At 39.3% G+C, this 24,693-nt stretch carries 26 protein-coding genes; 22 read left to right on the forward strand and 4 right to left on the reverse strand.

The window, feature by feature from the left end; translation table 11 throughout:
- Positions 1-5 precede the first annotated feature (5 nt).
- The gene (locus HMPREF3129_RS09700) at positions 6-395 is read right to left on the reverse strand and encodes a hypothetical protein (protein WP_004246039.1); all 390 of its coding nucleotides are present in this window, start codon (positions 393-395) and stop codon (positions 6-8) included.
- 356 nt (positions 396-751) lie between these two features.
- On the opposite strand from HMPREF3129_RS09700, the gene HMPREF3129_RS09705 reads away from it, so the two are divergent.
- The 8 genes from HMPREF3129_RS09705 to nadD all read left to right on the forward strand — a co-directional run bounded on the left by HMPREF3129_RS09705 (position 752) and on the right by nadD (position 9,102).
- Positions 752-1,645, forward strand: coding sequence for an amino acid ABC transporter substrate-binding protein (locus tag HMPREF3129_RS09705; protein ID WP_004246040.1), 894 nt, complete (start codon positions 752-754; stop codon positions 1,643-1,645).
- Between the two features lie 118 nt (positions 1,646-1,763).
- On the forward strand, positions 1,764-2,504 hold the full coding sequence (locus HMPREF3129_RS09710) for an amino acid ABC transporter permease (RefSeq protein WP_004247440.1): 741 nt from the start codon (positions 1,764-1,766) through the stop codon (positions 2,502-2,504).
- A complete protein-coding gene (gene gltK, locus HMPREF3129_RS09715) occupies positions 2,504-3,178 on the forward strand; it encodes a glutamate/aspartate ABC transporter permease GltK (RefSeq protein WP_004246042.1) in 675 nt (224 codons plus the stop codon). Before HMPREF3129_RS09710 ends, gltK begins: the two co-directional genes overlap by 1 nt.
- A complete protein-coding gene (locus HMPREF3129_RS09720; protein ID WP_004246043.1) occupies positions 3,179-3,904 on the forward strand; it encodes an amino acid ABC transporter ATP-binding protein in 726 nt (241 codons plus the stop codon).
- 359 nt (positions 3,905-4,263) lie between these two features.
- On the forward strand, positions 4,264-6,846 hold the full coding sequence (gene leuS / locus HMPREF3129_RS09725) for a leucine--tRNA ligase (protein WP_036919931.1): 2,583 nt from the start codon (positions 4,264-4,266) through the stop codon (positions 6,844-6,846).
- Between the two features lie 12 nt (positions 6,847-6,858).
- Entirely contained in the window at positions 6,859-7,407 is a 549-nt protein-coding gene (gene lptE, locus HMPREF3129_RS09730; protein WP_004246045.1) for an LPS assembly lipoprotein LptE, read from the forward strand.
- Positions 7,404-8,438, forward strand: coding sequence for a DNA polymerase III subunit delta (gene holA, locus HMPREF3129_RS09735; RefSeq protein WP_004247438.1), 1,035 nt, complete (start codon positions 7,404-7,406; stop codon positions 8,436-8,438). Before lptE ends, holA begins: the two co-directional genes overlap by 4 nt.
- Positions 8,431-9,102, forward strand: a complete 672-nt coding sequence (gene nadD / locus HMPREF3129_RS09740) for a nicotinate-nucleotide adenylyltransferase (RefSeq protein WP_004252240.1) — start codon at positions 8,431-8,433, stop codon at positions 9,100-9,102. Before holA ends, nadD begins: the two co-directional genes overlap by 8 nt.
- 13 nt (positions 9,103-9,115) lie before the next feature.
- Here the strand turns inward: nadD and HMPREF3129_RS09745 are convergent, their stop codons facing one another.
- Positions 9,116-9,871, reverse strand: a complete 756-nt coding sequence (locus tag HMPREF3129_RS09745; RefSeq protein ID WP_036919930.1) for a YbgA family protein — start codon at positions 9,869-9,871, stop codon at positions 9,116-9,118.
- Between the two features lie 390 nt (positions 9,872-10,261).
- Here HMPREF3129_RS09745 and rsfS point away from each other — a divergent pair, with 390 nt between their 5' ends.
- The 11 genes from rsfS to HMPREF3129_RS09800 all read left to right on the forward strand — a co-directional run bounded on the left by rsfS (position 10,262) and on the right by HMPREF3129_RS09800 (position 20,431).
- Entirely contained in the window at positions 10,262-10,588 is a 327-nt protein-coding gene (gene rsfS, locus HMPREF3129_RS09750; protein ID WP_004246049.1) for a ribosome silencing factor, read from the forward strand.
- A gap of 2 nt (positions 10,589-10,590) precedes the next feature.
- Positions 10,591-11,061, forward strand: coding sequence for a 23S rRNA (pseudouridine(1915)-N(3))-methyltransferase RlmH (rlmH, locus tag HMPREF3129_RS09755; RefSeq protein ID WP_004246050.1), 471 nt, complete (start codon positions 10,591-10,593; stop codon positions 11,059-11,061).
- Positions 11,062-11,098: 37 nt separating this feature from the next.
- Complete coding sequence (mrdA, locus tag HMPREF3129_RS09760) at positions 11,099-12,994, forward strand: peptidoglycan DD-transpeptidase MrdA (protein ID WP_004246051.1); 1,896 nt, start codon at positions 11,099-11,101, stop codon at positions 12,992-12,994.
- Between the two features lie 4 nt (positions 12,995-12,998).
- Complete coding sequence (gene mrdB, locus HMPREF3129_RS09765) at positions 12,999-14,111, forward strand: peptidoglycan glycosyltransferase MrdB (protein WP_004246052.1); 1,113 nt, start codon at positions 12,999-13,001, stop codon at positions 14,109-14,111.
- 10 nt (positions 14,112-14,121) lie between these two features.
- Positions 14,122-15,075: an endolytic peptidoglycan transglycosylase RlpA gene (gene rlpA, locus HMPREF3129_RS09770; protein WP_070486967.1), complete on the forward strand. Its 954-nt coding sequence runs from the start codon at positions 14,122-14,124 to the stop codon at positions 15,073-15,075.
- Between the two features lie 126 nt (positions 15,076-15,201).
- On the forward strand, positions 15,202-16,413 hold the full coding sequence (gene dacA / locus HMPREF3129_RS09775; RefSeq protein WP_004246054.1) for a D-alanyl-D-alanine carboxypeptidase DacA: 1,212 nt from the start codon (positions 15,202-15,204) through the stop codon (positions 16,411-16,413).
- A gap of 198 nt (positions 16,414-16,611) precedes the next feature.
- On the forward strand, positions 16,612-16,875 hold the full coding sequence (ybeD, locus tag HMPREF3129_RS09780; RefSeq protein ID WP_026090527.1) for a DUF493 family protein YbeD: 264 nt from the start codon (positions 16,612-16,614) through the stop codon (positions 16,873-16,875).
- A gap of 357 nt (positions 16,876-17,232) precedes the next feature.
- Positions 17,233-17,877, forward strand: a complete 645-nt coding sequence (gene lipB / locus HMPREF3129_RS09785; protein WP_004246056.1) for a lipoyl(octanoyl) transferase LipB — start codon at positions 17,233-17,235, stop codon at positions 17,875-17,877.
- A 101-nt stretch (positions 17,878-17,978) separates the two neighbouring features.
- Positions 17,979-18,944, forward strand: coding sequence for a lipoyl synthase (lipA, locus tag HMPREF3129_RS09790; RefSeq protein WP_004246057.1), 966 nt, complete (start codon positions 17,979-17,981; stop codon positions 18,942-18,944).
- 15 nt (positions 18,945-18,959) lie between these two features.
- The gene (gene crcB / locus HMPREF3129_RS09795) at positions 18,960-19,334 is read left to right on the forward strand and encodes a fluoride efflux transporter CrcB (RefSeq protein ID WP_004246058.1); all 375 of its coding nucleotides are present in this window, start codon (positions 18,960-18,962) and stop codon (positions 19,332-19,334) included.
- Positions 19,335-19,942: 608 nt separating this feature from the next.
- Positions 19,943-20,431, forward strand: a complete 489-nt coding sequence (locus HMPREF3129_RS09800; RefSeq protein ID WP_004246061.1) for a hypothetical protein — start codon at positions 19,943-19,945, stop codon at positions 20,429-20,431.
- 302 nt (positions 20,432-20,733) lie between these two features.
- Here HMPREF3129_RS09800 and cspE read toward each other — a convergent pair whose 3' ends face one another.
- Both cspE and HMPREF3129_RS09810 read right to left on the reverse strand, forming a co-directional pair.
- Entirely contained in the window at positions 20,734-20,943 is a 210-nt protein-coding gene (gene cspE / locus HMPREF3129_RS09805) for a transcription antiterminator/RNA stability regulator CspE (protein WP_004246068.1), read from the reverse strand.
- 197 nt (positions 20,944-21,140) lie between these two features.
- Positions 21,141-21,614 (reverse strand): methylated-DNA--[protein]-cysteine S-methyltransferase, encoded by a 474-nt coding sequence (locus HMPREF3129_RS09810; RefSeq protein ID WP_004246069.1) that lies wholly within the window; start codon positions 21,612-21,614, stop codon positions 21,141-21,143.
- 281 nt (positions 21,615-21,895) lie between these two features.
- On the opposite strand from HMPREF3129_RS09810, the gene nrdH reads away from it, so the two are divergent.
- The 3 genes from nrdH to nrdE are packed head-to-tail and all read left to right on the forward strand — an operon-like array spanning position 21,896 to position 24,691.
- On the forward strand, positions 21,896-22,120 hold the full coding sequence (gene nrdH / locus HMPREF3129_RS09815; protein WP_004246071.1) for a glutaredoxin-like protein NrdH: 225 nt from the start codon (positions 21,896-21,898) through the stop codon (positions 22,118-22,120).
- Between the two features lie 11 nt (positions 22,121-22,131).
- Positions 22,132-22,536 carry a class Ib ribonucleoside-diphosphate reductase assembly flavoprotein NrdI gene (nrdI, locus tag HMPREF3129_RS09820; RefSeq protein WP_004246072.1) on the forward strand — a complete coding sequence of 135 codons (405 nt, stop codon included), beginning with the start codon at positions 22,132-22,134 and terminating at the stop codon, positions 22,534-22,536.
- Positions 22,537-22,564: 28 nt separating this feature from the next.
- Positions 22,565-24,691, forward strand: coding sequence for a class 1b ribonucleoside-diphosphate reductase subunit alpha (gene nrdE, locus HMPREF3129_RS09825; protein ID WP_004252248.1), 2,127 nt, complete (start codon positions 22,565-22,567; stop codon positions 24,689-24,691).
- Positions 24,692-24,693: the final 2 nt, after the last annotated feature.

A 24,693-nucleotide genomic window follows, 5' to 3' on the forward strand; every position in this document is an offset into this window, starting at 1 on the left:
CGCTACTAATCCCTTAGAATACAGTAATGAAGGTGAAGCCTTATTCGTGGAGGTGGGTGATGTTGTTTTTTCTGGCTACGTTGACGAGAAACATAAATGGCAGCCATACCAAATAAAAGTAATACCGCCCAAGTATAAAAAAGCGGTTCAATCGCTAAAGGAGGAATCGATAAGAGTGATTTAGCACTTAATTCGCAGGTTGAAAGTGAATATTTCCCTTCACTTGCATTTTGTTGCTCTGCAATTGGCGTCGAGAATGAGGACTGTGTTTGCGAAACAGCAGATGCTAAGCGCTCACTAATCACATGAGCCCCCATAGAGCGCTGAACAATACAACACAAGATCAGCAATACTGTTATCAACACTAGCCAGCGACCTGACCGCCAATTATGCATAGATTTCCTCATTTGTTGACCTGCTATCTTAACGGTAATCTACAGACAAACAACTCCTTAAGATAAACTTTACAAATTCTTTTCTTTTTTAGATTAACGCCTTTTTCTTCTTTGTTCTTTTTAACCTTTAACTTCTCATGGTTATTACTATAATAATTTTAAATATTGAAAATCACTTCCAAAAAACATTGAACAATTTTTTATTTCATCCTTTTATTGAGAGATAGCTCTCGTATTTGGAATATGGCACTTCCCAACCGTATGTTATTTGTTCTATTTATTAACATTATCAAAACAAATTAAAACAAAAAAGTAACACAAAGCAACACATCAATATCACCACGACAGGAGTTATTATGCGCATGCGTAAACTAGCATTATCATTAATGATTTTAGGGGCTGCAGGAGCTGTGCAAGCAGAAGAACTCACTGGTACCTTAAAAAAAATCAACGATAACGATATTATTATTGTTGGTCATCGTGAATCCTCTGTTCCTTTTTCATACTACGATAATCAACAAAAAGTGGTCGGATATTCTCAAGACTATTCCAACCTAATTGTTGAGGCAGTAAAAGAAAAATTAGGCAAACCTAACCTACAAGTTCGCCTTATCCCTATCACTTCTCAGAATCGAATTCCACTATTACAAAATGGTACATTTGACTTTGAGTGTGGCTCAACGACCAATAATCTCGCTCGCCAACAACAAGCTGATTTCTCGAATACTATTTTTATTGTTGGTACACGTTTACTTGCGAAAAAAGACAGTGGAATTAAAGATTTTGCTGATCTTGCGGGCAAAAATGTGGTTGTTACGTCAGGCACCACATCTGAAATGTTACTCAACAAGCTCAATGATGAGAAAAAAATGAATATGCGCATTATTAGCGCAAAAGATCATGGCGACTCATTCCGTACACTTGAATCAGGGCGTGCCGTTGCTTTTATGATGGATGACGCCTTATTAGCGGGTGAACGTGCTAAAGCGAAAAAACCTGCGTTATGGGAGATTGTGGGAACACCTCAATCGGAAGAAGCTTATGGCTGTATGTTACGCAAAGGTGATACACAATTTAAGTCGTTAATTGATGAAACCATTGCTAATGCGCAAAAATCTGGCGCAGCAGAAAAATCGTTCAATCGTTGGTTTAATGCCCCAATTCCACCGAAAAACCTCAATTTAGAATTCACTATCTCGGATGAAATGAAAGCACTGTTTGCATCACCAAATGATAAAGCATTGAACTAACAATGCATATAATTAATTGATGCAAAATTAATAATTATAAAGTATCTGTTGGACAGACAGATCAGTGAAGTTTGGGGCAGCCGTTCCCTGCCCCATTTTTTTCACCGGAGGTGAAATCATGTCGATTGATTGGGATTGGGGGATATTCTTCCAAGAAGCCCCTTTTGGAAATACCACTTACTTAGGTTGGCTTATTTCAGGCTTTCAAGTTACTGTCGCTTTATCTCTTTGTGCTTGGATCATCGCTTTTATTGTCGGCTCTTTTTTTGGTATTTTACGAACCGTACCTAATCGCTTGCTCTCTAGTTTAGGGGCTATCTATGTTGAACTATTTCGTAACGTCCCCCTGATTGTACAATTCTTCACATGGTATTTAGTGATCCCTGAACTCTTACCACAAGCTATTGGTGATTGGTTCAAAATGGACTTAACGCCGAATATCCAATTCTTTGTCTCTTCAGCACTCTGTTTAGGTTTGTTTACCGCAGCGCGCATGTGTGAACAGGTGCGGGCGGCAATCAATTCATTACCAAGAGGACAAAAAGCAGCAGGCTTAGCACTAGGCTTAACACTGCCACAAACCTACCGCTATGTTTTATTACCTAATGCTTATCGCGTCATTATTCCGCCAATGACCTCTGAAATGCTGAACTTAGTCAAAAACTCTGCAATCGCCTCAACGATTGGCCTGATTGATATGGCTGCGCAAGCGAATAAATTATTAGATTATTCAGCTAAAGCTTATGAATCCTTTACCGCTATCACGCTAGCCTATGTCTTTATTAACGTCATTATTATGTTGATTATGCACTGGTTAGAAAAACGGGTGCGTTTACCTGGCACAGCAGGAGGTCAATAATGTACGAGTTTGACTGGAGTTCTGTTGTTCCTAGCCTACCTTTTTTAATGGATGGCATGGTCATTACCTTAAAAATTACCATAACAGCAATTGTTATCGGTATTTTATGGGGAACAATACTTGCAGTGATGCGCTTATCTACTTTTAAGCCCATCAGTTGGTTTGCAGCCGCTTACGTTAATACCTTTCGTTCTATTCCTTTAGTGATGGTATTACTGTGGTTCTATTTAATTGTGCCTAACATATTACAAAATGTTCTAGGCCTTTCACCAAAAAGTGATATCCGTTTAATTTCAGCAATGGTAGCGTTCTCTCTATTTGAAGCTGCTTATTACTCTGAAATCATCAGAGCAGGTATACAAAGTATCAGTAAAGGCCAGTTTTCAGCATCCTTAGCTTTAGGAATGACAAAATCACAAACGATGCGTTTAGTGATTTTACCTCAAGCATTTCGTGCCATGATCCCTTTATTGCTCACACAAGGTATCGTTTTATTTCAAGATACCTCACTCGTGTATGTATTAAGTCTGACCGACTTTTTCCGAACAGCGGCAAATATTGGTGAGCGTGATGGCACACAGGTTGAAATGATCCTTTTTGCTGGTTTTGTCTACTTTATAATTAGTTTCTCCGCTTCAATGTTAGTGAACTTTCTTAAAAAAAGGACTACTTAGATGATTTCCCTAAAAGATGTATCCAAATGGTATGGTCAGTTTCAAGTGCTGACAGATTGTTCCACTGAAGTGAAAAAGGGGGAAGTTGTTGTTGTCTGTGGACCTTCAGGCTCAGGTAAATCGACGCTTATCAAAACCGTTAATGGTTTAGAGCCTATACAACAAGGTGAAATCCTAGTAAATGATATAAAAGTCAATGATAAACGAACTGATTTAGCTAAGTTACGAGCCAAAGTTGGTATGGTGTTTCAACACTTTGAATTATTTCCTCACCTTTCCATTATTGAAAATCTTACACTAGCGCAAGTGAAAGTCCTTAATAGAGAGAAAGGTGCAGCAAAAGAGAAAGGGCTAAAATTATTAGAACGCGTAGGCTTAGCCAACCACGCTAATAAATACCCTGCTCAACTTTCTGGTGGTCAACAACAACGCGTTGCTATTGCTCGTGCTTTATGTATGGATCCTATTGCGATGCTATTTGATGAACCCACCTCCGCACTTGATCCTGAAATGATTAATGAAGTTCTTGATGTTATGGTTGAGCTGGCGAATGAAGGCATGACCATGATGGTGGTTACACACGAAATGGGCTTTGCTAAAAAAGTTGCTGACCGTATTATTTTTATGGATGAAGGTCGTATTGTCGAAGATAGCCCGAAAAATGACTTCTTTGATAATCCTAAATCAGAAAGGGCTAAAGATTTCCTAGCTAAAATCTTACATTAATCTTCAATTTTCTTTTTTATCCCACTCACTTTTCCCCTTTGCTGGCATGAATTATTACATGCCAGCAAAATATCGCTAAAAATAATCATCAACCTTTGATGACGCAACACAGTAGCAATTAATTCATTTTTCTTGCAATAATTAGGCTAAGCGGTTGAAAATCTCGCATTTATCATTAACAAAAAAATGCTGTTTTCGCGCTATCTCGCCATTGTGGCAAAAAAGTTATGCAAACAATGGCTTTCCTTGAGATCAATAGTTGTGGCTATTAGACAAAATCAGCTATGCTATGCAAGTCTTAATTCATCATAGCGGTTACCCTTCGGTAGCCATTAATTCACCATAGGATTATCGGTGCCATGCAAGAACAATATCGTCCCGAAGATATAGAGCAAACTATCCAGGAACACTGGGAAAAGAACAATACATTTAAAGTGACAGAAGATAATAACAAAGAAAAATATTACTGCCTGTCAATGCTACCTTATCCTTCTGGTCGACTACACATGGGACACGTCCGTAACTACACCATTGGTGACGTGATTTCCCGTTATCAACGTATGTTGGGTAAAAACGTCTTACAACCTATTGGTTGGGATGCGTTTGGTTTACCTGCAGAAGGTGCTGCCGTAAAAAATAACACCGCACCTGCACCGTGGACTTATGAAAATATCAATTATATGAAAGGCCAGTTAAAAAAACTGGGCTTTGGTTATGATTGGGATCGTGAAGTCACCACCTGTACACCAGAATATTATCGTTGGGAACAGTGGTTTTTCACTAAGCTGTATGAAAAAGGTTTAGTGTATAAAAAAACCTCTGCTGTAAACTGGTGCCCACACGACTTAACCGTACTGGCTAACGAACAAGTCATCGATGGTTGTTGCTGGCGTTGCGACACCCCTGTCGAGCGCAAAGAAATTCCACAGTGGTTTATTAAAATCACCGATTATGCTGAAGAGCTGTTAAACGACTTAGATACGTTAGATGAATGGCCAGAACAAGTTAAAACCATGCAACGTAACTGGATTGGCCGGTCTGAAGGTGTAGAAATTACCTTTGATGTCGCAGATAGCGACGATACCATGACCGTATATACCACACGTCCAGATACCTTTATGGGGGTCACTTATGTTGCTGTGGCCGCCGGTCATCCATTAGCTCAAAAAGCCGCTCAAAATAATCCTGAAATTCAGCACTTCATTGATGAATGCCGTAACATGAAGATGGCAGAAGCTGAAATGGCAACCATGGAGAAAAAAGGTATTGCTACAGGTCTGTATGCTATTCATCCATTAACCCAAGAGAAAGTCGCTATTTGGGTAGCTAACTTTGTCTTAATGGAATACGGTACAGGTGCGGTTATGGCCGTTCCAGGTCACGATGAACGCGACTGGGAATTTGCCACTAAATATGGTTTGCCGATTAAAGCGGTTATTGCTGATGCAGAAGGTAACCAACCTGACTTATCAACAGGCGCTCTGACTGAGAAAAATAGCCTGATTAACTCGGGTGAATTCTCAGGACTTGATAACCAAGCTGGTTTTAATGCTATTGCAGATAAACTTACTGCAATGGGTGTGGGTGAACGTAAAGTGAATTACCGTTTACGTGACTGGGGGGTTTCTCGTCAGCGTTATTGGGGTGCGCCAATTCCAATGGCAACCTTAGAAGATGGTAGCGTTGTTCCTGTTCCTGATGACCAATTACCGGTTATTTTACCAGAAGATGTGAAAATGGACGGCATTACCAGTCCAATTAAAGCGGATCCTGAGTGGGCTAAAACAACGATTAATGGTCAACCAGCGCTACGTGAAACAGATACTTTTGATACCTTTATGGAATCTTCTTGGTATTACGCACGTTATACCTGCCCTGATTACGACAAGGGAATGTTAGATCCAAAAGCTGCTAACTATTGGTTACCGGTTGACTGGTACATTGGTGGTATTGAACACGCTATCATGCACCTGATGTATTTCCGTTTCTTCCATAAATTGATGCGTGATGCTGGTTTAGTTAATTCTGATGAACCTGCTAAACGCTTACTGTGCCAAGGCATGGTATTAGCAGATGCATTTTATTATACCGGTGAAGATGGCGCTCGCCATTGGGTCTCTCCTGCAGAAGCGATTGTTGAACGTGATGAAAAAAATCGCATCATCAAAGCAACTGACAGTGCAGGCCATGAACTGACTTACGCTGGTATGAGCAAAATGTCTAAATCAAAAAATAACGGCATCGACCCACAAACCATGGTTGAGCGTTATGGTGCTGATACCGTACGTCTATTTATGATGTTTGCTGCACCACCAGAATTAACACTTGAGTGGCAAGAATCAAGTGTTGAAGGTGCGAACCGTTTCTTACGTCGTTTATGGCGTTTAGTTCATGAGCATACCGAAAAAGGAACGACTCAATCACTTGATTTGGCAACATTAACCACAGAGCAGAAAGACTTACGTCGCGATTTACACAAAACTATCGCCAAAGTTTCTGATGATGTAGGTCGCCGCTTAGCATTCAATACGGCTATTGCTGCGATTATGGAGTTAATGAATAAATTAACACGTGCACCACAAGAGACTGAGCAAGATCGTGCTTTAATGCAAGAAGCATTAGAAGCAGTGGTACGTATGCTTTCTCCTATCATTCCACATGCTTGTTTTGTCATGTGGCAAGCGTTAGGTGGTAAAGAGGATATTGATGTTGCACCATGGCCTGTTGCTGATGAAGAAGCGATGATCGATGACACGAAACTTATTATTGTTCAAGTTAATGGTAAAGTACGTGGTCGTATCACTGTTCCTGCTAATTCAGAAAAAGATTATGTTCAGGAAATGGCAACAAAAGAGTACAGTGTTGCTAAATATTTAGAAAATGTCACCGTACGTAAAGTGATTTATGTACCGGGCAAATTACTGAACATCGTTGTTGGCTGATAAGGAGGCTTAGTGCGATATCTATTTTCGCTGTTTTTTGCGTTAGCGGTGTTGGTCACCGCTGGCTGCGGTTTTCACCTACAAGGTAAAACCCAAGTTCCAGCTGAATTAAAAACGCTTTACCTAAGCTCTGGTGACCCATACGGGCCACTGTCTCGTGTAATGCGTCAACAATTGAGATTAAGTGGAGTTCAACTGGTTGAAACGCCAAAAGCAGATATTCCTGTTCTCAAAATTGTTGGATCTTCAGAAAATAAAGAGACTGTCTCTGTGTATCAAGACGGTAAATCGGCTGAACGTCAGCTCACTTTTGTCCTAGATGCACAAGTGATTATGCCTGATGGAACCATCTACCCTATTTCATCACAGGTTTCACGTCCATTCTTTGATAACCCATTAGAAGCATTAGCTAAAGATGCCGAAAATGATATTATCAAACAGGAAATGCGTGAACAGGCTACCGCTATCTTAGTACGTAAATTATTGGTGGTTCACAATGCTGAACGCCAAAAAGCGTCAGAGGCAGCTAAAGCGAAACAGATAATCTCACCAGCCAAATGATCCGCCTTTATCCAGAACAACTTAATGCGCAACTCCAAGAGGGGTTGCGCCAAAGTTACCTACTTTGGGGTAATGAACCGCTATTACTCCAAGAATCTCAAGATGCCATTCAAACGGTGGCAAAATCACAAGGCTTTACGGAACATTATCAATTTACCCTTGATAACAGCACTGATTGGAATGAAATATATTCACTCTGTCAGTCACTGAGTCTTTTTTCACAAAAGCAATCTATCTTACTCCATCTTCCTGAAAATGGTCCTAATGCAGCAATGTCAGAAAAGCTCTTACGCTTATCTCACGAATTGCATGAAGATCTCTTGTTAATTTTACGTGGACATAAATTAACCAAGGCACAGGAAAATAGTGAATGGTTTAAAGCACTCAGCCAGCAAGGTATTTATGTGACTTGCTTAACTCCTGAGTTAGATAAATTACCAAATTGGGTAGCGAGACGCGCCAAGCAAAAAGGCCTTGAGCTTGATGAACAAGGTAATCAATTACTGTGTTACTGCTATGAAGGAAATTTACTCGCTTTAGCTCAAGCAATTGAACGCCTCTGTTTGCTCTATCCTGATGGTAAATTAACCCTGCCAAGAGTTGAAGCGGCTGTCAATGATGCCTCTCATTTTACTGCTTATCATTGGATTGATGCATTATTAGCAGGTAAAACCCAACGGGCATGGCATATCTTGCAGCAACTAAAAAGAGAGGATATTGAACCCGTTATTCTGCTTAGAACATTGCAACGCGAATTAATGCAATTAATTACCTTACATCGTAGCGCTAAAACGGCCTCCTTAAAATCCGTTTTCGATCAACATCGGATATGGCAAAACCGACGTCCGATATTTACCGCCGCGTTACAACGTTTGTCAGAGCATCAATTACTCACTGCCATGCGATTACTTACCCAGATTGAAATAACCCTTAAACAGGATCACGGACAAAACGTTTGGCCTGAACTTCATGCCCTTGGCTTATTATTATGTGGAAAAGCATTACCGGAAGGATTTATTCGCCATGGCTAGCACCAATAATAACCCCCCTTTAATTCATCAAGCCATTGCTCTATATGGTGGTACTTTTGATCCGATCCATTATGGGCATTTACGTCCTGTAGAAGCCCTTTCTGGCTTGATAGGGCTAAAAGAAGTGATTTGGTTGCCTAATAATATTCCCCCTCATCGCCCCCAACCAGAAGCCTCTTCACAACAGCGATTAGCCATGGTGCGGCTCGCATTACAACCTTTTAGTGCTTTCAAAGTCGACACTCGAGAGTTAGAGAAACCGACTCCCTCTTATACCATTGAGACATTAAAAGCGTTTAGACAAGAAATTGGTGAGAAACAGCCATTAGCCTTTATTATTGGACAAGATTCATTACTTTCAATTGATACTTGGCATAAATGGGAAGAGTTGTTAGATGTGTGTCACTTATTGGTTTGCGCTCGCCCGGGTTACCAAACCACATTTACATCACCACAAATGCAAACCTGGCTTGAACAACATCAAACCAAACAGCAAGCAGATATTCACTGTTTACCCGCCGGGAAAATTTTTCTTGCTGATACTCCTTTATACAATATTTCAGCGACCGATATTAGGGCTAGACATAAAGCAGGATTAGATTGTCATGATCTTCTGCCTGAGTCTGTTGAAAACTATATCAAACAGCATCAGTTGTATCGATAACAGATCTTAGAGATTAAAATTGCGCTCTTAAGTCATCAAATACCGCTGGATAAGGTGAAAAATAGCGTTGAGAAAGTAGATAATTATCAGGATAAAACGCCAAGTAGTTTTTCAACCGTGACAAAGGAGCCGAAAGACTCGTTTTTCCTTGCCGATAAGATAAAATCTCTTGTGTTAACAACTGTTTTTGCTCTGCGCTAAGTGCTCGCTTAAAATATCCCGCCATATGCATTAATGCATTGGTATGCCCTTCTCGAGTTGCTGGTATTGACAGTGCTTTCATTAAGGCCTTTTGATACTGCTCGGCAAATTGTAACAGCGGTAGCGAATTAGGGATATTGGCCATATAACGCCCCAATTCTCGATAAGCGACTTGAGAATAAGCCATTAACAAATATTTATATCGACTATGAAATTGGATCAGTGCTTTTTTGCTCAACTTAGTATTTACCTGCTGTTGATAATCAATTAAGGCAAAAAACTGTGTCAGAAAATGTTCCAATCCACTAGGTTGAGAAAATTGTTCAAGGGTTAATTGTAACTCTCCTCCCCCTAAAATCTGCGTGAATAAGGTTGATGAATAGTCCCCTTTCATTTTAACCCGACAAATCACCGCCTTATTTTGTCGTTTTTCATCATTATTTTGTTTAATTTCAATACCTTCATGGCATAACAATTGACAAAATCGTTGCCAATCTGCCTGTAACAATGCGTTTTTGTTACTCGCTATTTCTGAAGTTTGCTCCAAATAATAATAATTTTCTTTCATTCGTCTGTTTCTCTTAGTCACTATCTCAACATTACACCGTATAATGATACAATCATTGACGTGATGATACCGTTATCAGGTATTTCACGAGCATTGACAGACATTGTTTTACTGTTATTCTCACCCTCGGTTCCTATTAAGGGAACTGTGGAGTAAAACTGTCGTCTAATTGGAAAGTTCTTATCTGCCGGCTTTTATTATTTATTATGGCGCAATAAATAGGCATATATGAATTTTTCTAAATCAAGCGTCGAATAGCAACCATACTTGATAGATGTTTTTGCTATCGACAACTGGAATAAATCATCGAGTAAAATAGATTTATTGGTATAAATTCCTTTAAAATAGCGCTTTGTTATTTTCTCGATTGAGTTAACTAAATAGAAAAAGGTGACCCTTTTGCAAGGCTCAGAATTACAGCAATTTATTATTGATAAACTTGAGGATTCTAAAGCTCAAGACATTATCGCATTAGATGTTCGTGGAAAATCAAGTGTCACTGATTACATGATCATCTGTACGGGAACTTCAAACAGACACTTAATGTCTGTCGCCGATAATCTGGTTGATGACTGTCGTGAAGCAGGATTACAACCTTTAGGCATCGAAGGACAAGGCGTTTCTGATTGGATTGTTGTTGACCTTGGTGAAGCCATGGTACACGTAATGCAAGAAGACAGTCGCCGTATGTACGAACTCGAAAAACTCTGGAGCTGAGTTTGAAATTACAGCTCATCGCCGTTGGTACAAAAATGCCGGACTGGATCCAGACCGGCTTTATGGATTATCTTAACCGCTTTCCCAAAGATATGCCCTTAGAACTCATCGAGATCCCCGCGGGTAAACGAGGGAAAAATGCTGATATTAAGCGTATTCTCGAAAAAGAAGGCGAACAGATGTTAGCAGCGGTAGGTAAAGGAAATCGTATCGTCACCCTTGATATTCCTGGCGCCCGTTGGGATACCCCAAAACTTGCCGAGCAACTCGATCGCTGGAAGTTAGATGGAAGAAATGTCAGCTTATTAATTGGTGGCCCTGAAGGTTTAGCCCCCGCTTGTAAAGCAGCTGCAGAACAAAGTTGGTCTTTATCTCCATTAACTATGCCACATCCGCTAGTACGTGTAGTGGTAGCAGAAAGCCTTTACCGTGCATGGAGTATTACCACAAACCATCCTTATCATCGGGAATAATAAATTGGCGGGTAAGTAAGTGAAATCAACTAATGGGATGAAGAAAAGAAAACGCACCCCGTTTCGAGATTATACAGCGGAGTCAAAACTCTTTATCCGCCGTGTTATTGTCGCATTTTCAGGGATCTTAGTTTTAACGGGCATCTTAGTTTTTAACTTGTATCACTTACAAGTCGCTCGCCATGATGATTATCAAACTCGCTCGAATGATAACCGGATCAAATTAGTTCCCATCCCACCGAGCCGAGGCATTATTTACGATCGTAATGGGGTTCCACTTGCCCTAAATCGTACTATCTATCAATTAGAAATCGTACCGGAGAAAGTGGCTAATATCCAAGAAACATTGGAGAGTTTACGAGAGGTCGTTGATTTAACTGACGACGATATTGCTGCATTTGAAAAAGAGCGAAAACGCTCTCGTCGTTTTAGTTCTATTCCGCTTAAAACGTCACTTGACCAAGTGCAAGTGGCACGTTTTGCCATTAATCAATATCGCTATCCCGGATTAGAAATCAAAGGCTATCAACGTCGCTATTACCCTTATGGTTCAGCTCTTACTCATGTTATTGGTTATGTTGCAAAAATTAACGATAAAGATGTAGAACGTCTTGAAAAAGAAGGGCTCTATCCTAATTACGCAGCAACCCGAGATATCGGTAAATTAGGTATTGAACGCTATTATGAATCTGTTTTGCATGGTAAAACCGGTTATGAAGAGGTCGAAGTTAATAGCCGTGGCCGTGTGATCCGCCAATTGCATGAGCAACCACCACAAGCCGGTAAAGATATCTACCTAACTATCGATCTGGAATTACAAACCTATATTGAAACGCTATTAACCACCAGCCGAGCGGCTGTGGTCGTCACAGATCCTCGTAACGGCGAGATATTAGCACTGGTTTCTAATCCAAGTTATGACCCTAACCTATTTGTTGGGGGAATATCTAATACAGACTATCAAGGCCTACTTAATAATCCCGATAGACCATTAATAAACCGGGCAACCCAAGGGCTCTATCCTCCGGCATCAACGGTTAAACCCTTTATGTCTGTTGCAGCCCTAAGTGAAGGGGTTATTACTCCTAACACAACTATCCATGATCCGGGCTGGTGGCAACTGCCCGGCTCTGAAAAACGCTATCGTGACTGGAAACGTTGGGGTCATGGAAAACTCAATGTTACTAAATCCATTATTGAGTCAGCAGATACTTTCTTCTATCAAGTTGCCTATGATATGGGTATTGATCGTATTTCCACATGGATGTCCCGCTTTGGCTATGGTGAATACACGGGGATTGACCTTTCTGAAGAGCGTAATGGCATTATGCCAACCCGAGAATGGAAACAACAACGATATAAAAAACCTTGGTATCAAGGGGATACCATCCCTGTTGGTATAGGTCAGGGTTACTGGACGGCGACCCCAATCCAAATGTCAAAAGCGTTAATGACCTTAATTAACGATGGTCAGGTTAAAACCCCTCACTTACTTTACGGCACCAAGTTAGGTAATGAAATGCTACCTTACGTGGATAAAGAGACACGCCAAATTGGCGATATCAACTCCGGTTATTGGGAGTTAGCGAAGTACGGTATGTATGGTGTCGCCAATCTACCCAATGGTACAGGGCGACGTAGCTTTGCTGATGCTCCTTATAAGATTGCCGCAAAATCAGGTACAGCACAGGTATTTAGTTATGAAACCTATAATGCTAGCCAATTAGCAGAACATCTTCGTGATCATAAATTAATGATTGCTTTTGCGCCTTATGAAAACCCTACCGTTGCCGTCTCTATAATTTTAGAAAATGGTGGTGCTGGCCCATCTGTTGGGGATATTACTCGCCAAATACTTGATCATATTATACTTGGAGACAACAACACCGAGTTGCCTATTTCCCCGCCTTCACCGCGTGGCTCAGAGGAATAACCCAATGACAGAAAATAACAAGAAAAAATCACTCTGGACGCGTTTACATATCGATCCATTCTTTATGCTCTGCATTATTGCCTTATTATGCTACAGCGCATTTATTATGTGGACAGCAAGTGGGCAAGATCCCGATATGATGGAACGCAAGCTGGGACAAATTGCTACGGGTTTTATCGTTATGATTATCATGGCGCAGATCCCTCCTCGGGTGTATGAAAACTGGGCTCCTCACCTTTACGTATTTTGTGTTGTATTACTTATTTTTGTTGATGTCTTTGGGCAAATTAGTAAAGGTGCACAACGCTGGCTTGATTTAGGTATCATACGTTTTCAGCCTTCTGAAATTGCCAAAATTGCCGTTCCTCTAATGGTAGCTCGCTTTATGAACCGTGATGTTTGTCCGCCAACATTACGTAACACAGCAATAGCCTTAGTGTTGATCTTCGTCCCCACCCTTTTAGTGGCAGCACAACCTGATTTGGGTACCTCTATTTTAATTGCTGCTTCAGGAATTTTTGTTATCTTCCTTGCCGGTATGAGTTGGCGTTTGATTACTGTCGCAACACTATTAATTGCTGGATTTATTCCGATACTCTGGTTTTTCTTGATGCATGATTACCAACGAACACGGGTCATGATGTTACTTGATCCTGAAATTGACCCCTTAGGAGCCGGATATCACATTATCCAATCTAAAATTGCTATCGGTTCTGGTGGATTACATGGCAAAGGTTGGTTACAAGGGACTCAGTCTCAACTTGAATTTTTACCAGAGCGCCATACCGACTTTATTTTTGCCGTACTCGCAGAAGAATTAGGACTGATTGGTGTTTTAATCCTACTAACGCTCTATATACTCTTAATTGCTCGAGGTCTTTATCTCGCGACAAAAGCACAAAATACATTTGGCAGAGTCATGATTGGTGGATTAATGCTGATCTTCTTTGTTTATGTTTTCGTCAATATTGGTATGGTGAGTGGGATCCTCCCAGTAGTCGGCGTGCCATTACCACTGGTAAGCTATGGGGGATCGGCATTAATTGTACTAATGGCAGGATTTGGCATTGTTATGTCAATTCATACACACCGAAAACTATTATCAAAAAGTTTATAATGAGGTTTCTATGCGTTTGCAATGGGTTTTGATGGGTGTCAGTGCATTGCTACTTGCAGGATGTGTTGCTGATAAACCTGTGAATAATAATCAGCCAACCACAAGGTTGCCAAATGTACCTACACAACCCGTATTAGGTATAGAGCCTCGTTATGAGCCTTATCACCCGACTGCGAATCAAGATTATCGTAAAAATGGGGTAATTTATCGCATAGTCAAAGATCCGGCGAACTTTAGTGAACGAGGACAAGCGATTGTTTACGACAGCTTAGCAATGAGTCGCTTAACAACCATAGGTGAACGAGTCAACCCTTATGAGTTTGCTGCGGCACACCCAACATTGCCTATTCCAAGTTATGCGAAAATAACAAACTTAATCAATGGACGCACAATGATTGTGCGAATTAACGATCGTGGCCCTTACGTTGAAGGCAAACAAATACAGGTTACACCTGCTGTTTATAACAGTTTGCAGTTAATGCCAACAACCCCTATTCAAATTGAAGGTATTGTCGTTGATCAAAATGGCCAAATAAGTGGTATTGGTACTCAAGGTGCACAAATAGAGAAAAGAGCCACTACATTACCTGAGCGTCCTAACTTTAATACTCAGCCATCGACAATGGCTCCCCAACCCTCTGTAACAGCACCGTCTCCCATAACAGTGACTCAACCAGCTCCAGCTCCAGCTCCAGCTCCAGCTCCAGCTCCACAGCCAGTATCTTCATCTAGTGCAATAGCGCAAGGCTACTATGTACAAGTAGGTGCTTTAAGTAATCAAACTAATGCACAAACATGGTTAACTGAATTAACCAATGCTTTAAATACCCAAGGTGTCATTAATACAACTGATGGACTACATAAAGTGCAATTAGGCCCCTACTCATCAAAAACGCAAGCCGAAACAATAAAAAGTGCTTTGAAACAAAGTAAAAATATCGATGGGTTTATTGTTAGCCAATAAAGGGTAATAATTCGTAAAAACTCTTTTTCTAAAAGCAAATTCAGGCATAGAATCACCTGAGTTTGCTGATATTTTTCTTATCAACTTTTATTTATTTTCCCTGAATTTCCGGAACAGACAAACAGAATGAAACAGACACGCCCAGTGAAATTACTAAGAACACGTCTATTTAGTGCAACCTTTATATTATTAGCTATTAGCCATCATGCTATTGCTGATGACACATTAAAAACAATGATACCCGCTGTTCCTAATATCGAAGCCGAATCCTATATTCTTATCGACTATAATTCTGGGAAAGTCCTTGCGGAAAAAAATGCAGATGTCCGTCGTGATCCAGCCAGTTTAACCAAAATGATGACCAGTTATGTTATAGGTCAAGCCATTCGTGCAGGAAAAATATCGAACAACGATATTGTTCCTATTGGTGAAGAAGCATGGGCAACGGGCAACCCTGTATTTCGCGGCTCATCATTAATGTTTTTAAAACCCGGTGATAAAGTCACCGTTTCACAATTAACACGCGGTATCAATCTACAATCAGGTAATGATGCCTGTGTAGCAATGGCCTCTTATGTTGCGGGAAGCCAAGATACCTTTGTCACTATGATGAATGACTATGTTAAGCGTCTAGGTTTACAAAACACACAATTTCAAACTGTACATGGTTTAGATGCACCTGGGCAATACAGTAGTGCACGAGATATGGCATTGATTGGCGCCGCATTAATTCGTGATGTTCCAGAAGAATATGCCATTTATAAAGAAAAAGAGTTTACCTACAATAATATCCGTCAAACTAACCGTAATGGTTTACTTTGGGATACTAGCCTCAATGTTGATGGTATTAAAACGGGTCATACTGAAGCTGCAGGTTATAATCTTGTTGCCTCTGCAACAGAAGGAAATATGCGCTTGATTTCTGCCGTGATGGGGGGACACTCATCTAAAGGCCGTGATGCTGAAAGTAAAAAACTACTTACTTGGGGTTTTCGCTTCTTTGAAACGGTAAAACCACTGCAAGTGGGTAAAGAATTTGCTGCTGAACCTATCTGGTATGGTGATACTGATAAAGTGCAATTAGGGGTTGATAAAGATGTTTATCTCACGATCCCCCGTGGCCGACTCAAAGATCTAAAGGCCAGCTATGTATTAGATAATGTTGAATTACATGCCCCAGTCAGTAAAAACCAAGTGGTTGGCACCATTAATTTCCAACTTGATGGGCAAGTCATTGAACAACGTCCACTTGTTGTTATGAATGAAGTGAAAGAAGGTGGCATTTTCAGCCGCTTGATTGATTACATCAAATTATTATTTTCACGTTGGTTTGGTTAAGGCTTGAAAAGGATAAATGTGTCCATATATAAAGATTATATCGATATTGGAATAAACACATTTACCCATTCTATATTTACCCTAACTATCAGTATCGCATTCCTCATTATAGGAGGAATGCGCTTTTTATTTGTGCTGATGAGGTGTAAAAGAGATTATTAAAACAACATCGCCTGTTGTCTTAAGGATTACATTATGATGAAAACAAAATTAAACGAACTATTAGAGTTCCCTTGCTCATTTACTTACAAAGTCATGGGACATGCTAAACCTGAATTAGTTGACCAAGTCGTTGAAGTGATCCAGCGTCATGCACCCGGTGATTATACACCTTCAGTAAAACCAAGTAGCAAAGGTAACTATCACTCAGTCTCTGTGACTATCAACGCAACGCATATTGAACAAGTAGAAACCCTCTATAAAGAGTTAGGTGAATTAGAGCTTGTTCGCATGGTGTTATAATTTTTTTCTATTTGCCCCCTTACCCTATTAGGGGGCATTAGACGTACTTAAGAAGCAATATTACGCAGTATCTTCTCTTTATCTTTCTCTTTCTCTTTCACCTTACTTCTTATATTAATTCTTATTATTTCGTTATTGATTTGTCACCTAGTTTTAGCAAGTCTCACTAAAATAAAAGCCTAATTGGGGTTAATCGCCAATTAAGCTCTTCTTGGTTAATCACATCTATCCCCCTTCTCACTACGTCGTTTTTTTATCAATATTCCTTTATCAAACACAAACTGAAGCAATAATCTCATCTCATTCTGGTAGTTCATTTGTTGGAGCGTTATACTGCCTTTCACAATTACGCTACAAATGAAGATTTTCACGGTGCAAGATAAAACAATCATTATTCGCCAATTGGGTATGAAACCCTATTTACCGGTTTCTGATTCTATGCATCAGTTTACGGAAAAACGGGAAAGTCATACACCTGATGAAATTTGGCTGGTTCAACATGAACAGGTTTTTACCCAAGGTCAAGCGGGTAAAGCAGAACACCTTTTAAACACAGGCTCTATACCGGTGATCCAATCTGACCGCGGTGGACAAGTAACCTACCACGGCCCTGGCCAACAAGTGATGTATGTTTTGCTTGATCTAAAACGTAACCATATTGGCGTTCGCCAATTAGTCACTGTTTTAGAGAATACTGTGATCAACACACTCGCAGAATTTAATGTAGACGCATATGCTCGTGCAGATGCACCGGGCGTGTATGTTAATGGTGATAAAATTTGCTCTTTGGGATTACGTATACGCAAAGGTTGCTCTTTTCACGGTCTAGCACTTAATGTTGATATGGACTTATCTCCTTTTACGCGAATAAATCCTTGTGGTTATCCTGATCTAAAAATGACACAACTGGTTGATTTGGCGCCGAATGCAACATCGGAACAAGTGGCATCATTATTAATCAACCATTTTTGTACACAACTGGGATTCCAACCACAGCAATAAAAATGCTATAATTTTTTTAACATTTATCATTTTTTTTTAAAACCTTGATTACCTCAGTCACATCGTGTTAATCACCCTAGATAACTGGAACTGGCACAATTATGAGTAAACCTATTCAGATGGAACGCGGCGTAAAATATCGTGACGCCGATAAAATGGCACTTATTCCTGTTAAAACAATCGTTACAGAACGTGAAGAACTGCTACGCAAACCTGAGTGGATGAAAATAAAGTTGCCCGCAGATTCAAGTAAAATTCAAGGTATTAAAGCGGCCATGCGTAAAAATGGCCTGCATTCTGTTTGTGAAGAGGCTTCATGCCCTAATCTTGCAGAATGTTTTAACCACGGTACCGCAACCTTTATGATCTTAGGGGCAATCTGTACGCGTCGTTGCCCATTTTGCGACGTTGCTCATGGTCGTCCTAACGCACCCGATCCCCAAGAGCCAATTAAATTAGCCCAAACGATAAAAGATATGGGATTACGTTATGTTGTTATCACCTCAGTAGATCGCGATGACCTACGCGATGGTGGTGCACAACATTTTGCCGATTGTATTACCGCTATCCGTGAAAAAAATCCTAATATTCGCATCGAAACTTTAGTCCCTGATTTCCGTGGTCGTATGGATAAAGCATTAGAGATCCTCACTGACACACCACCAGACGTCTTTAACCACAATTTAGAAAACGTACCTCGTGTTTATCGTCAAGTGCGTCCTGGTGCGAACTATCAATGGTCTCTAACGTTACTAGAACGCTTTAAACAAGCCCACCCAAATATTCCAACTAAATCGGGGTTAATGGTCGGTTTAGGTGAAACAAATGAAGAAATTATTGACGTGATGCGCGATCTGCGTAAACATGGTGTAACGATGCTGACATTAGGGCAATATTTACAACCCAGTCGTCACCATCTTCCTGTTCAACGCTACGTCAGTCCTGACGAGTTTGAATATATGAAAGAGCAAGCATTAGCAATGGGCTTTACCCACGCCGCTTGTGGACCATTTGTTCGTTCGTCTTATCATGCTGATCTTCAAGCTCAAGGGATTGAGGTTAAATAACGATTAATCTCTCTTATGCTTAACATTGCAATAGCTGTATTTATCGGCGGTGGTTTAGGTAGCGTACTACGCTGGCTAATTAGCTACCGCCTTAATTCTCTTTTTCCCCATTTTGCAACGGGGACCTTGGTCGCTAACTGTATTGGTGCCTTTATTATCGCCTTTGGCATTGCTTGGTTTAGTAAAGCTCCCAATATTGACCCTATTTGGAAAATCATGCTTACCACAGGTTTTTGTGGTGGCTTAACCACCTTTTCTACTTTTTCTGTTGAGGTGGTCGCCTTATTTAATGAAGGACGAATAGGCTGGGCATTAGGCACCATGGGGGCAAACTTAGCGGGCTCGTTTCTGATGACGGCATTCGCATTCTGGCTACTCCGTGAAATGTAGTCTCTTTAACAAGATAAAAACCGTTAATCATAAAGTTGTACTCTTTTAGTTAAGCGATTTATAAGGCCTGAACTTAATATTCAACCAATGTCAGGCCTTTTAATTTGATTTTGTTCCCGGTGGTATTACTCAATAAATTAGCCAATTTTATCAATACATTCATTGATATTTTAAAATGATAGCTATGATGTATTCTTGATTTTAATAATTTAAAAAACTTTCAACCACGGTATTTATCCCGCAGCTAAATACGCAAGCTCCTCTTTAAATTTCTCAAGTCTTTTTTCATCATCAAAACGAGCGAGAGTTATGCAGTGTGGCAAGCATTGTCACCCTAAGTAGCAATGATGATGTTTAAATCCCCCCTGTATTTGACATAAAAAGACCCCCAATAATGGGTTGTCCAACTATTAGAGTATTTCAAATAGTATTTTTAAGAAAACAGTTTAATTTATTATTATCTATTTTCAATTTTTGTTATTTTTAGGTTTTTTATTATTGTTTTTGATGAGGGTTTTATATCTAATAAATGAAATTTTTTGTTGGTATCTTGATGATTTAATTGTTATTAAATTAATTCAATTATTTTTATAATAATGAGAAATTAAATGCCTCACCATTCACATTACATTTTACATGATGAGCTTATTGGTTTTGATATCTTTAAATATATAGATATTAAATTTATTTTTTCCAATAATAGGAAAAGGAGTGTTATTTACAGGCTTATTTTTTGCCGAGATGAAAATTATCATTCATTAATTAATAAGTTATATGCCGAAAATATAAAAAATTTAACTATTAGTGTTGTTAGTTTTTATAATATAGAGACTGAAAACTATCAAAATTGTGATATGTTTGATAAACCGCCAGATTCAATTAATTTGACATCATCAGAAACTCGGTATCTTTACATAACACTCATTGACATTATTCTTTTGATAGCACAAACTGAAAAAATAGATATTTTGACTTTCCAAGCATACAGTGAAGAGCTCAGAAGAGTTTATATTCGATTAATTAATAAGTACGCTGAATCGAAAAATTTAAATGTTTACGTTGAGGAGGCTTATTTTGTTATACAAACAAATATCTAAAAAGAAAAACGACAATGTTGACTATAACGCTATTAAAGTCCAGAAAAATGAGTTACTTCTTCGTTTTCAGCAGGCTAAAAAGAAGGCAGAACAAGATAGTCAGCTTTTAGTAAAATAGTTTTAATTTATTTTAATAAATACTGTTCAGAAAGTGTCTGAAATGCTTCATCCGCTGACCATTGATTGGCAATGATGATGTTTAAATCCCCCCTGTATTTGACATAAAAAGACCCCCAATAATTGGTTGTCCAACTATTGGGGGTCATTTCAAAAACGTTTTTTACTTTTGGAGAAGTCGTTAATTAGATAGCGACAACGTTTGCAGCAGATGGCCCTTTCGCGCCGTCAGTAACTTCAAACTCTACCTTTTGACCTTCAGCAAGTGTTTTAAAACCTTCTGAAACAATAGCGGAAAAGTGGACGAACACATCTTTACTGCCATCTTCTGGAGTGATAAAACCAAAACCTTTAGTTTCGTTAAACCACTTAACGTTACCTTTTAATTTAGACATCAAGTTTACCTTTAAAATAGAAAATAAACGCAAGCGTTTTGCGTTGGCTATAGTAAAACAAAAATGATGATTCGCTGTCCACAGTCTAGATCACGAAACGCGTATTTTTTTTCTGTTAAACGATTATTATTCAGACAAATCCCATAACTTAAGCCATTAATCACTTAAGAAATAGTGCTTAATACTTACAATATGAACTATTCATCAATATCCACTTTTTCATAGTGTAATAGCCAACGTTTGATATCAAGTCCCCCAGTATAGCCTACTAACTTACCATTATGACCAATGACGCGATGGCAAGGAATAATTAACGAGATTGGGTTACGTGAATTTGCCATTCCTACCGCTCTGCAATAGTTGACGGAACCTAATGTAAGTGCCAACTTTTTATAACTCCAAATTTCACCATAAGGAATAGACTGTAAAGTCTGCCAAACGCGTATTTGAAATTCGGTTCCTTTTGGCGCTAGTGGCACTGAAAATAGGGTTCGTTTACCCGAAAAATACTCTTTTAACTGTTTTATACACAGGTCAATTATGGCATTTGAATTAACTAACGCCTCTTTTTCACTAACAAAGTTAAGGCTGGTGATGCCATCATCATCTGCGGTAATGGATATATAAGGCTTTGGAAAACCTTTCGGCGTATTGAGATAATCTTGGTACATAATGTGTTCTCTATTGATTTGTCTGTATCATCAAGATTAAAACATGCTTTGTAAGTAAATCAATCATCTAATTTTCTACTATACCTAATAAAAATTGCTCAAATGAGCGATAAGAAAATAAAATAAATCTGCTAACTGCTTAATTTTAATAATAATCATTATCAAGAATAAAAAACACCATATCTAGTGTGGTTGAAAAAGAATAAACCTATATATAGTATTTAAGCACTTTTCATTGTGACTGTGAGCAGACACATTCACATTTTTATAAGGGTTATTCTATGTCTGTGATCCTCTATACCAAACCAAATTGTGTTCAATGCAGTGCAACCGAGCGCGCATTACAACAACAAAAAATTCCTTTCACTGCGGTTGATCTCACCCAAGACACTCAAGCATTAGCAAAAATAGTTTCTATGGGATATCGCCAAGTACCGGTTGTCGTTAATGGTGACGAACATTGGTCTGGCTTTTGCCCAGATAAAATTCGTCAAATAGCGCGCTAAAGGAGCAACTTATGCAATCGACTGCCCCTTTAATTTATTTCTCTAGTCGCTCAGAAAATTGTCACCGCTTCGTACAAAAACTTAATCTACAAGCGACAAGGATAAAAGAGGATGAACCACTACAAGCCACACAACCTTTTGTGTTGCTCTGCCCAACTTATGGTGGCGGTGGCGTTAAAGGCGCAGTGCCTAAAGCGGTGATCCAGTTTTTAAATATCCCTGAAAATCGCCAATTAATACGCGGTGTTATTGCTTCAGGAAATACCAATTTTGGCTCTGCTTACGGCTTAGCAGGTGACATTATTGCACAAAAATGCCAAGTCCCTTTTCTCTATCGTTTTGAGTTACTTGGTACGCCTGAAGATGTTAAACGTGTAAAAACCGGATTAAGCACATTTTGGTCAGCAAGCAAATAATGACTAAAAAGTGAATGAGATAAAAAACATGACCCATTCTATAGAACAACTCGATTATCACGCCTTAAATGCCATGCTCAATCTCTATGATGAGCAAGGCAATATCCAGTTTGATAAAGACAAATTAGCCACCCACCATTTTTTTCGTCAACACGTTAATCAAAATACGGTGTTTTTTCATGATCTAAAAGAAAAGCTCGATTTTCTGGTGCAACAACACTACTACGAAGCACAAGTATTAGAGCAGTACGATTTCCCGTTTATCAAACAGCTTTTTAAGCATGCCTATAGCAAAAAATTTCGCTTTCAATCGTTCCTAGGTGCATTTAAATACTACACCAGTTACACCTTAAAAACCTTTGATGGTGAGCGTTATCTCGAACGCTATGAAGATCGTGTTTGTATGGTTGCCTTAACCCTAGCACAGGGGAATACCAAACTCGCCACTCACCTTGTCGATGAGATAATTAGTGGCCGTTTCCAGCCTGCAACCCCTACTTTCTTAAATTGTGGAAAAAAACAGCGTGGCGAATTGGTCTCTTGTTTTTTATTACGTATCGAAGACAACATGGAGTCCATTGGCCGAGCAGTCAATTCTGCGTTGCAATTGTCGAAACGTGGCGGAGGTGTTGCTTTCTTACTGACTAATTTACGAGAAGCAGGAGCCCCCATAAAACGCATTGAAAACCAATCGTCTGGCGTAGTACCGGTAATGAAAATGCTTGAAGATGCCTTCTCATATGCCAATCAATTAGGCGCAAGACAAGGTGCTGGAGCGGTTTATCTCCATGCTCATCATCCTGATATCTATCATTTTCTAGATACAAAACGAGAAAATGCTGATGAAAAAATACGTATTAAGACGCTTTCATTAGGTGTCGTTATTCCCGACATCACCTTTGAATTAGCTAAACGCAACGAAGATATGTATCTATTTTCACCTTATGATGTAGAACGAGTATATGGCGTTCCTATGTCAGAAATCAGTATTAGCGAAAAATATACTGAAATGGTCAACAATGCAGAGATACGTAAGAAAAAAATTAAAGCACGGGCATTTTTTCAAACTTTAGCTGAAATTCAATTTGAATCAGGTTATCCCTATATTATGTTTGAAGATACCGTCAATCGCGCAAATCCGATTGCGGGCCGAATTAATATGAGCAATTTATGCTCAGAAATCTTACAAGTAAATAGTGCCAGTGAATACAATCCTGATTTAAGTTATCGACAAATTGGTCATGATATTAGCTGTAATCTCGGATCAATGAATATCGCCATGGCGATGGACTCACCAGATTTTGCACATACCGTAAATGTTGCCATCAGAGCACTGACGAGTGTGGCACAAATGACTAAAATAGAATCTGTACCTTCTATTGAAAAAGGCAACCAAGCATCTCATGCCATTGGCTTAGGGCAAATGAACTTACATGGTTATTTAGCCCGTGAAGGGATTTATTATGGTTCAGAAGAAGGACTTGATTTTACCAATATCTATTTCTATACCGTAACATACTATGCCCTTTTAGCCTCTAACCAATTAGCGATAGAGACTAAACAGCGCTTTAAAGGGTTTGAACAGTCAAAATATGCCACTGGGGAGTATTTTGATAAATATTTATCAAAACAGTGGTTACCTAAAACCCAAAAAGTCCACCAGCTATTTAGCCAATCCAATATTCATATTCCAACCCAAGAAGATTGGCAAAAACTTAAGCTCTCGATTATGACTCACGGTATTTATAATCAAAACTTACAAGCAATACCACCAACAGGATCAATCTCTTATATCAATCACTCTACATCGAGTATTCACCCCATTGTGGCACCGATTGAAATAAGAAAAGAAGGTAAAATCGGTCGGGTTTATTACCCCGCCCCTTTTATGACCAATGAAAACCGTCATTTTTATCAAGATGCTTATGAAATTGGCGCAGAAAAAATTATCGATACCTATGCCCAAGCATCACAACATATCGACCAAGGATTGTCGCTAACATTATTCTTTTCTGATGAAGCAACCACAAGGGATGTTAATAAAGCACAAATTTATGCATGGCGTAAAGGTATAAAGACCTTGTATTACATTCGTATTAGACAAACAGCATTAGCCGGCACAGAAATAAAAGGCTGTGTTTCATGCGCCCTTTAATA

Source organism: Proteus sp. HMSC14B05, assembly GCF_001808035.1.
GTDB lineage: Bacteria > Pseudomonadota > Gammaproteobacteria > Enterobacterales > Enterobacteriaceae > Proteus > Proteus mirabilis.

Bases quoted from the DNA above. Each gene is read 5' to 3' on its own strand.
- ybeD (WP_026090527.1), top strand. From the start codon at position 16,612: ATGAAAACAAAATTAAACGAACTATTAGAGTTCCCTTGCTCATTTACT.
- HMPREF3129_RS09710 (WP_004247440.1), top strand. From the start codon at position 1,764: ATGTCGATTGATTGGGATTGGGGGATATTCTTCCAAGAAGCCCCTTTT.
- HMPREF3129_RS09720 (WP_004246043.1), top strand. From the start codon at position 3,179: ATGATTTCCCTAAAAGATGTATCCAAATGGTATGGTCAGTTTCAAGTG.
- HMPREF3129_RS09800 (WP_004246061.1), top strand. From the start codon at position 19,943: ATGCCTCACCATTCACATTACATTTTACATGATGAGCTTATTGGTTTT.
- holA (WP_004247438.1), top strand. From the start codon at position 7,404: ATGATCCGCCTTTATCCAGAACAACTTAATGCGCAACTCCAAGAGGGG.
- mrdB (WP_004246052.1), top strand. From the start codon at position 12,999: ATGACAGAAAATAACAAGAAAAAATCACTCTGGACGCGTTTACATATC.
- HMPREF3129_RS09810 (WP_004246069.1), bottom strand. From the start codon at position 21,614: ATGTACCAAGATTATCTCAATACGCCGAAAGGTTTTCCAAAGCCTTAT.
- HMPREF3129_RS09745 (WP_036919930.1), bottom strand. From the start codon at position 9,871: ATGAAAGAAAATTATTATTATTTGGAGCAAACTTCAGAAATAGCGAGT.
- cspE (WP_004246068.1), bottom strand. From the start codon at position 20,943: ATGTCTAAATTAAAAGGTAACGTTAAGTGGTTTAACGAAACTAAAGGT.
- lipB (WP_004246056.1), top strand. From the start codon at position 17,233: ATGAAGATTTTCACGGTGCAAGATAAAACAATCATTATTCGCCAATTG.
- nadD (WP_004252240.1), top strand. From the start codon at position 8,431: ATGGCTAGCACCAATAATAACCCCCCTTTAATTCATCAAGCCATTGCT.
- mrdA (WP_004246051.1), top strand. From the start codon at position 11,099: ATGAAGAAAAGAAAACGCACCCCGTTTCGAGATTATACAGCGGAGTCA.
- rlpA (WP_070486967.1), top strand. From the start codon at position 14,122: ATGCGTTTGCAATGGGTTTTGATGGGTGTCAGTGCATTGCTACTTGCA.
- nrdI (WP_004246072.1), top strand. From the start codon at position 22,132: ATGCAATCGACTGCCCCTTTAATTTATTTCTCTAGTCGCTCAGAAAAT.
- leuS (WP_036919931.1), top strand. From the start codon at position 4,264: ATGCAAGAACAATATCGTCCCGAAGATATAGAGCAAACTATCCAGGAA.
- HMPREF3129_RS09700 (WP_004246039.1), bottom strand. From the start codon at position 395: ATGCATAATTGGCGGTCAGGTCGCTGGCTAGTGTTGATAACAGTATTG.
- nrdH (WP_004246071.1), top strand. From the start codon at position 21,896: ATGTCTGTGATCCTCTATACCAAACCAAATTGTGTTCAATGCAGTGCA.
- HMPREF3129_RS09705 (WP_004246040.1), top strand. From the start codon at position 752: ATGCGCATGCGTAAACTAGCATTATCATTAATGATTTTAGGGGCTGCA.
- gltK (WP_004246042.1), top strand. From the start codon at position 2,504: ATGTACGAGTTTGACTGGAGTTCTGTTGTTCCTAGCCTACCTTTTTTA.
- nrdE (WP_004252248.1), top strand. From the start codon at position 22,565: ATGACCCATTCTATAGAACAACTCGATTATCACGCCTTAAATGCCATG.
- lipA (WP_004246057.1), top strand. From the start codon at position 17,979: ATGAGTAAACCTATTCAGATGGAACGCGGCGTAAAATATCGTGACGCC.
- dacA (WP_004246054.1), top strand. From the start codon at position 15,202: ATGAAACAGACACGCCCAGTGAAATTACTAAGAACACGTCTATTTAGT.
- crcB (WP_004246058.1), top strand. From the start codon at position 18,960: ATGCTTAACATTGCAATAGCTGTATTTATCGGCGGTGGTTTAGGTAGC.